5 protein-coding genes are annotated in these 6,294 nt (G+C 67.1%); all 5 read left to right on the top strand.

Going from position 1 to position 6,294, the window contains the following annotated elements; translation table 11 throughout:
- Nucleotides 1–1,065, top strand: a 1,065-nt coding sequence (locus tag VFW45_12925; GenBank protein HEU5181686.1) for a hypothetical protein, incomplete at its 5' end; no start/stop codon positions are given.
- An 8-nt stretch (nt 1,066–1,073) separates the two neighbouring features.
- Entirely contained in the window at nt 1,074–2,135 is a 1,062-nt protein-coding gene (locus VFW45_12920) for a metal ABC transporter substrate-binding protein (protein HEU5181685.1), read from the top strand.
- Nucleotides 2,136–2,138: 3 nt separating this feature from the next.
- The gene (locus VFW45_12915) at nt 2,139–3,626 is read left to right on the top strand and encodes an iron chelate uptake ABC transporter family permease subunit (GenBank protein HEU5181684.1); all 1,488 of its coding nucleotides are present in this window, start codon (nt 2,139–2,141) and stop codon (nt 3,624–3,626) included.
- Nucleotides 3,623–4,516 (top strand): EamA family transporter, encoded by an 894-nt coding sequence (locus VFW45_12910; protein HEU5181683.1) that lies wholly within the window; start codon nt 3,623–3,625, stop codon nt 4,514–4,516. Before VFW45_12915 ends, VFW45_12910 begins: the two co-directional genes overlap by 4 nt.
- Nucleotides 4,517–4,671: 155 nt before the next feature.
- Nucleotides 4,672–6,291 carry an amidohydrolase gene (locus VFW45_12905; protein ID HEU5181682.1) on the top strand — a complete coding sequence of 540 codons (1,620 nt, stop codon included), beginning with the start codon at nt 4,672–4,674 and terminating at the stop codon, nt 6,289–6,291.
- Nucleotides 6,292–6,294 lie beyond the last annotated feature (3 nt).

Raw genomic sequence — 6,294 nt, 5'->3', positions numbered from 1 at the left:
CTGCTGAATCCGGCCATCAGCGCCGTCTTCCAGCTGATCGGCTCGTCCTTCTCGCACCAGGACGAGGCGAACGGCTTCGAGCTGAGCGAAGCGGAAGTAGCGTTCCAGTCGGTAGTAGATCCCTACGCCAAGATGGATCTGTTCCTCACCTTTCCGGCGGATGAGTCTCCGGAGGTGGAGGAAGGGACCATCACGACCCAGACCCTGCCCTATTCCCTGCAGCTCAAGGGAGGGCGGTACAAGAACGCCTTCGGAAAGTGGAACTCCCTTCACAACCACGCCTTCTTTACGGTGGAGCGACCGGTGGTCCTGACCGATTACTTCGGCGAAGAGAGCTTGACCACCGACGGGCTGTCGCTGAGCTGGCTCATTCCCAACCCGGGAGGCCTCTACCTGGAGTCGACCTCGGAGGCGGGTACGGCGCGCGAGGGACCGGGCTTCAACAGCGCCGAGCGTGGCTTGACCTACGCGCAGCGGCTCGCGGGTGTCTTCACCACCAGTCCCGACGCCACTCTCGAGATAGGCGTCAGCGGCGTCTGGGGAAAGACCGGCCCCTCCGAAGCGCTGCTCGACGCGATCGACGAGGCAGGTCTTGCGGGAACCCTGGAGCCGGAGGAGCAGCTCGCATCGCGCGTCTATGGCTGGGACGCCACCTACAAATGGAAGCCGCTTCAGCTGAACACCTACAAGTCGCTTCTCTGGCAGACGGAGCTTCTCCTTTCGCAGAAAAAGACCCAGGAGCTGACTCCCGCCCTCGCCCTCTCGGAGCAGCGCGTTTCGAGCCTGGGCGGGTACAGCTACTTCGAGTGGCAGTTCGCCAAGCGCTGGCGCGGCGGGGTGCGCCTCGATTTCTCCGATCTGCCGGAGAGCGAGATCGCCCGGCAGACCGGCGCCGCGGCGGTCCTCCGCTGGCAGCCTTCGGAGTTCCAGGAGCTCCGCTTCCAGATCAACCGGATCGAGCGCAACGATGCGGCGGCGGCCCTGCTGGGCCGGGATGAGAACGACACCCGCATCTTCTTCGAGTGGATTCCCGTCATCGGCGCCCACGGCGCCCACAAGTATTGAGGTCGAATGTGAACAAGCAGATTGGAATCGTGACCGCCATCCTCCTGGGGCTGCTCGGCGGAGCAGCCCCCGCCGGGGCCGCGAGCAAGCTCAAGGTGGTGGCTTCTCTCCCGAACCTCGGCAGCATCGCGAGGGCCATCGGCGGCGATCGCATCGATCTGACCGTCATCGGCACCGGGACCCAGGACGCCCACTTCGTCGATCCGAAGCCGAGCTTCATGGTCAAGATGCGCAACGCCGATCTCCTCCTGATCAACGGGCTCGATCTGGAGATCGGCTGGATTCCGCCGCTGACGCAAGGGGCGAGAAACGCCAAGATCCTGCAAGGCGCCGCCGGCTTCATCGACTGCTCGACGGGGATCCGGGTCGTCGAGGTCCCTCCCTCGCTCAGCCGGGCCGAAGGCGACGTCCATCCCTACGGCAATCCGCACTACCTAACCGATCCCATCAATGCCGAGGTGGTCGCCGGAACCATCGCGGACGCCTTCAAGAAGGCCGATCCGGCGGGCGCCGAGGCCTACGAGAGCGGGCGCAAGGCTTTCGTCAAGAAGCTGCACGAAGCGTTGTTCGGCGCCGAGCTGGTCGACCAGGTGGGAGGCGCCAAGCTGTCGCGCGAGGCGATGGGGGGAACCCTGGACACTTTCTTCGACTCGGCCGGAGCGGGAGGCGGCACCCTGCGATCGAAGCTCGGCGGCTGGCTGGGAAAGATGCAGCCGGTGCGGGGACGTCCGCTGGTGACCTACCATAAGGATTATTCGTACTTCGCCCAGCGCTTCGGCGTGAAGATCGTCGACTACGTCGAGCCGAAGCCCGGGATTCCGCCGTCGGCCAAGCATCTCGAGGAGCTGGTGGGGCATTTGAAGTCGGGGGCCGCGAACCTCATCGTCACGCGCCCCTTCGTCGAGCATCGCTCCACCGACCTCCTGACCGAGAAGACGGGGGTCAAGGTGATCACCCTGCCCCTCGAGGTGGGGGGCGCGCCGGAGGCCACCGACTTCTTCAAGCTGTTCGATCTCATCACCGATCAGATTTCGACGGCGCTGGCCAAAGCGCCCGAAGCGGCGAGGTAGCCCTTGGCCGAGCAGGTCCAGATTCTCTTTCTCCCGTTCCTCGCCTGCCTCATCCTCACCGGGATCCATGTCTATCTCGGGATCCACGTGATCAGCCGCAAGGTGATCTTCGTCGACCTGGCGCTCGCGCAGATCGCCGCGCTCGGCGCCACCGTGGCCTTCCTCCTGGGATACGACCCGCGCTCGCAGGGTGCCTACTTCTTCTCGCTGGGTTTCGCGGTCCTCGCGGCGGGAGTCTTCGCGCTGACCCGCACGCGGACGGAGCGCGTACCGCAGGAAGCGATCATCGGTCTGGCCTACGCCACCGCCTCGGCGGCGGCCATCCTCCTGGCCGACATCTCGCCGCACGGCGCGGAGCACCTTCATGACCTGCTGGCCGGGAGCATCGTCTGGGTCACGCCGGCCCAGATCCTGAAGACCGCCATCTTCTACACGGTCATCGGGACGTTCCATTACATCTTCCGCGAGCGCTTCCTGATGATCTCGCTGCACCCGGAGCAGGCGTACTCCCAGGGGGTGCGAGTCCGGATCTGGGACTTCCTCTTCTACCTCTCCTTCGGCGTGGTCATCACCTCCTCGGTCCAAATCGCGGGGGTGCTCCTGGTCTTCTGCTACCTGGTGGCGCCCGCCGTCTTCGCCGTGATGTTCTTCGACAATCTGAAGAGCCGCCTCATCACTGGCTGGGTGGTGGGGACGACGGTGAGCGCCGCGGGGCTCTTCTTTTCCTACGATCGCCCCTCCGGGCCGACCATCATGGTTTGCTTCGCCGTCGCGCTGATCCTGGGCGCCGTCCTGCGGGCCATCGTCCTGGCGCCGTCGCGCCCGCGCGCCCTGGCCGCAGCCGCCGCGGTGATCGTCCTGCTCGCCGGAATCGGCTGGGCCTTCCAGCGCTTCGGCCCGGCGCATTCCCTCTCCGCCAGCGAGCCGGATGCCCACGCGACCGCGCTCGCCGGATCGCCGGAGCACGCGGTCGGATCGAAGACCTCCGAGCTGCGCGAGGCGCTGCGCGACTCGCATGCCAACGTGCGCGCCAAGGCGGTTACCGATCTGGCCGCGACGGGGGATCACCGCGTGGTGCCCGATCTGCTGGATGCCCTGCACGACCAGTCCCCCGCCGTCCGCGAGAGCGCCGCCTCGGCCCTGCACGGCCTGGGCGATCCGGCGGCGCTGCCGTCCCTGAAGCAGGGGCTGGCCAGCGCTGATGAAGACGAGTGGGTCAGGCTTCGCATCGCCCAGGCAGTGGCGGATCTCGGGGACCCTGCCGGCATCCCGGTGCTGCTGGAACTGGCCGGCAAGGCCGACGCCAAGCTGGCGCGCGGCGAGGCCCTCGGCACGCTCACGCGACTGTCCGGCAGCGTCGGATCGGCGGCACCCGATCCCGAAGCGCCGGAATCGGCCGCGCTGCTCGACAAACTGGGACGCTGGTGGCACCGTCAGGGCACCCGATTGAAGTGGGACGGCTCGAGCCGCGTCTATCGACCGGCACCGTGAGCGCCCCGGCGACGGAGAGCCCGCGCGTCACGCAGGCCGCGGTGGCTTCGGCCTTCGGAGCGATGTTCCTCTGGGGGCTGAACTACTCGTTCGCCAAGATGGCGGTGGAAGAGATCGATCCGCTCGCCGTGGCGCTGGTGCGCGTGCTCGTCGCCACGCCGCTGTTCTTCCTGGCCCTGGCGCGCGACGGCAATGCGCGCTTCACACTCGCCGATCTGAAGATGGCGCTGCCGCTCGGCCTGAGCGGCGTCCTGGCGAACCAGATCTTCTTCATCACCGGAATCCACCGCACCACTCCGTCGCACTCCTCCCTCGTCGTCGCCCTGCTGCCGATCACCGTGCTCCTCCTTGCGAACCGCATGCTCGGGGAGCGTCTCACCACCATGAAGACCCTCGGAATGCTGGTGGCGCTGGCGGGGATCCTCCTCATCAGCCTGGGGGACGGCTGGACCTTCTCGCGCGAGTTCCTGACGGGCGATTTCCTGACCTTCTGCGGTGTCTGCGCCTTCGCCTACTACACCGTGGCGGGGCGGACCCTGGTGCCGCGCTTCGGGGCGCTGCGCGCTTCCGCTCTTGCTTTCCTGATCGGCGGGGCCGCCATGCTCCCCTTCGTCGCCCCCGCCGCGCTGCGTCAGGACTGGAGCGGCGTGACACGCAGCGGCTGGACGGGCCTCGCCTACGTCGTCCTGATCGGCACGGTCGCCTGCTACTTCCTCTATTACTGGGCGCTCGGGCGGATCGAGTCGGGCAAGGTGGCGGCCTTCATGTACCTGCAGCCGGTGGTTGCCGGGGTCACCTCGTATCTTCTCCTTGGGGAGACGCTGCGGGGGCATTTCCTCCTGGGAGGAGCCGCCATCCTTTCGGGCGTCTGGCTTGCCGAGCGCGGCTGACCGATTCCTTCAATCGGGTTGTACAGCGTCGTTCCCCTTGGATATCATGGCCCCCCTTTTTGGGGGACTCATTCCCGATGCGTCGTCTCTTCCCCGCGGCCGGATTGGTCCTCTTCGCAATCGCTCTGTACGCCTGCGGGGGCCACGAGGAGCCCATGCGCACCGCGAGCCTGATCCTGACGCGCGGAAAGATCCACACGCTCGATCCGGCGCTGCCGGAGGCGACGGCCATCGCGCTGGCCGGCGATCGCATCCTGAAGGTGGGATCCGACAAGGAGATCGCGGCGCTGGTGGGACCCGGGACCCGCAAGATCGACCTGCAAGGGAAGACGGTCATCCCGGGGCTGATCGACGCCCATCTGCACCTGGCCGGGATCGGCGAATGGCTCGAGAACCTCGACCTGAAGGGGCTGCCCACGCCCGTCGAAGCGGTCAAGCTCGTGGAGGAAGCAGCGGCCAAGACCGCCCCCGGCGGCTGGATCCTCGGCAGAGGCTGGGATCAGAATCTGTGGCCCGTCCCCGAGTTCCCGACGGCGGCGATGCTGGATGCCGTCTCGGGAGACCATCCCGTCTCCTTGAAGCGGGTGGACGGCCACGCCTTATGGGCCAACTCCAAGGCGCTGGAGGCGGCCGGGATCACCCGCACCACTCCCAATCCGCCCGGAGGGAGAATCCTCCACGACGAGAAGACCGCACAGCCCAGCGGCATCCTGCTGGACGATGCGATGAATCTGGTGGAGCGGAAGATCCCTCCCACGACTCCCGAGACCGTCCAGCGCCGCATCGTGACGGCGGGACGCCAGCTGCTCGCGACGGGGATCACCTCGGTGCACGACGCCGGCATCGAGCCCGCGGACATCGACCTCTACATGAAGATGGTCGAGGAGGGCTCTCTGCCGGTCCGCGTCTACGCCATGCTGGGGGGATCGAACCGGAAGCTGACGAACTACTTCGCGCGCGAGCCGCTGATCGGCTACGGGGATCGGCGCTTCACCTTCCGGGCCATCAAGGTGGGAGTCGATGGGGCGCTGGGCTCGCGCGGCGCGGCGCTGCTGGAGCCTTACAGCGACGACCCGAAGAACAGCGGGATCCTCACCATGCCGGGCGAGCAGCTCGAGCAGCTGACGCGTGAAGCGCTGCAGAAAGGCTTCCAGATGTGCGTGCATGCCATCGGCGATCGCGGGAACCGGACGGCGCTGGATCGGCTGGAGGCCGCCCTGAAGGCCGTTCCCACGAAAGACGCGCGCCTGCGCATCGAGCATGCGCAGATCCTCTCCCCCACCGACCTGCCGCGCTTCGCCCAAATCGGCATCCTCGCTTCCATGCAGCCGACGCACGCCACCTCCGACATGCCCTGGGTTCCCGCCCGCCTCGGCCCGGATCGCCTCGCCGGCGCCTACGCCTGGAAATCGATCCTCGATTCCGGCGCCCATCTGTCTTTCGGCTCGGATGCCCCGATCGAGAGCTGGAATCCCTTCAAGGGACTGTTCGCGGCGGTGACGCGCGAGGACGAGAGCCTGAACCCGCAAGGAGGCTGGCTTCCGGAGCAGCGGCTCACGCGCGAGGAGGCGCTGCGCGCCTTCACGGTCGGCGCCGCCTACGCGGCCTTCGAGGAAGGCGAGAAGGGGACACTCACCGCCGGGAAGCTGGCCGATCTGGTGGTGCTCGACCGCGACTATTTCCAGGTGCCGGAGGAGGAGATCTTCAAGATCGTTCCGGAAAGAACGATCCTGGGAGGCGTGGAAGTCTACACGCGCGAGCCGGAGAGGCCCTGAGAC

It is taken from the genome of Candidatus Polarisedimenticolia bacterium, assembly GCA_035764505.1.
Taxonomy (GTDB): Bacteria; Acidobacteriota; Polarisedimenticolia; order Gp22-AA2; family AA152; genus AA152.
The sequence above is the reverse complement of the archived record's forward strand: the minus strand, read 5'-3'. Positions and strand labels throughout refer to the sequence as shown.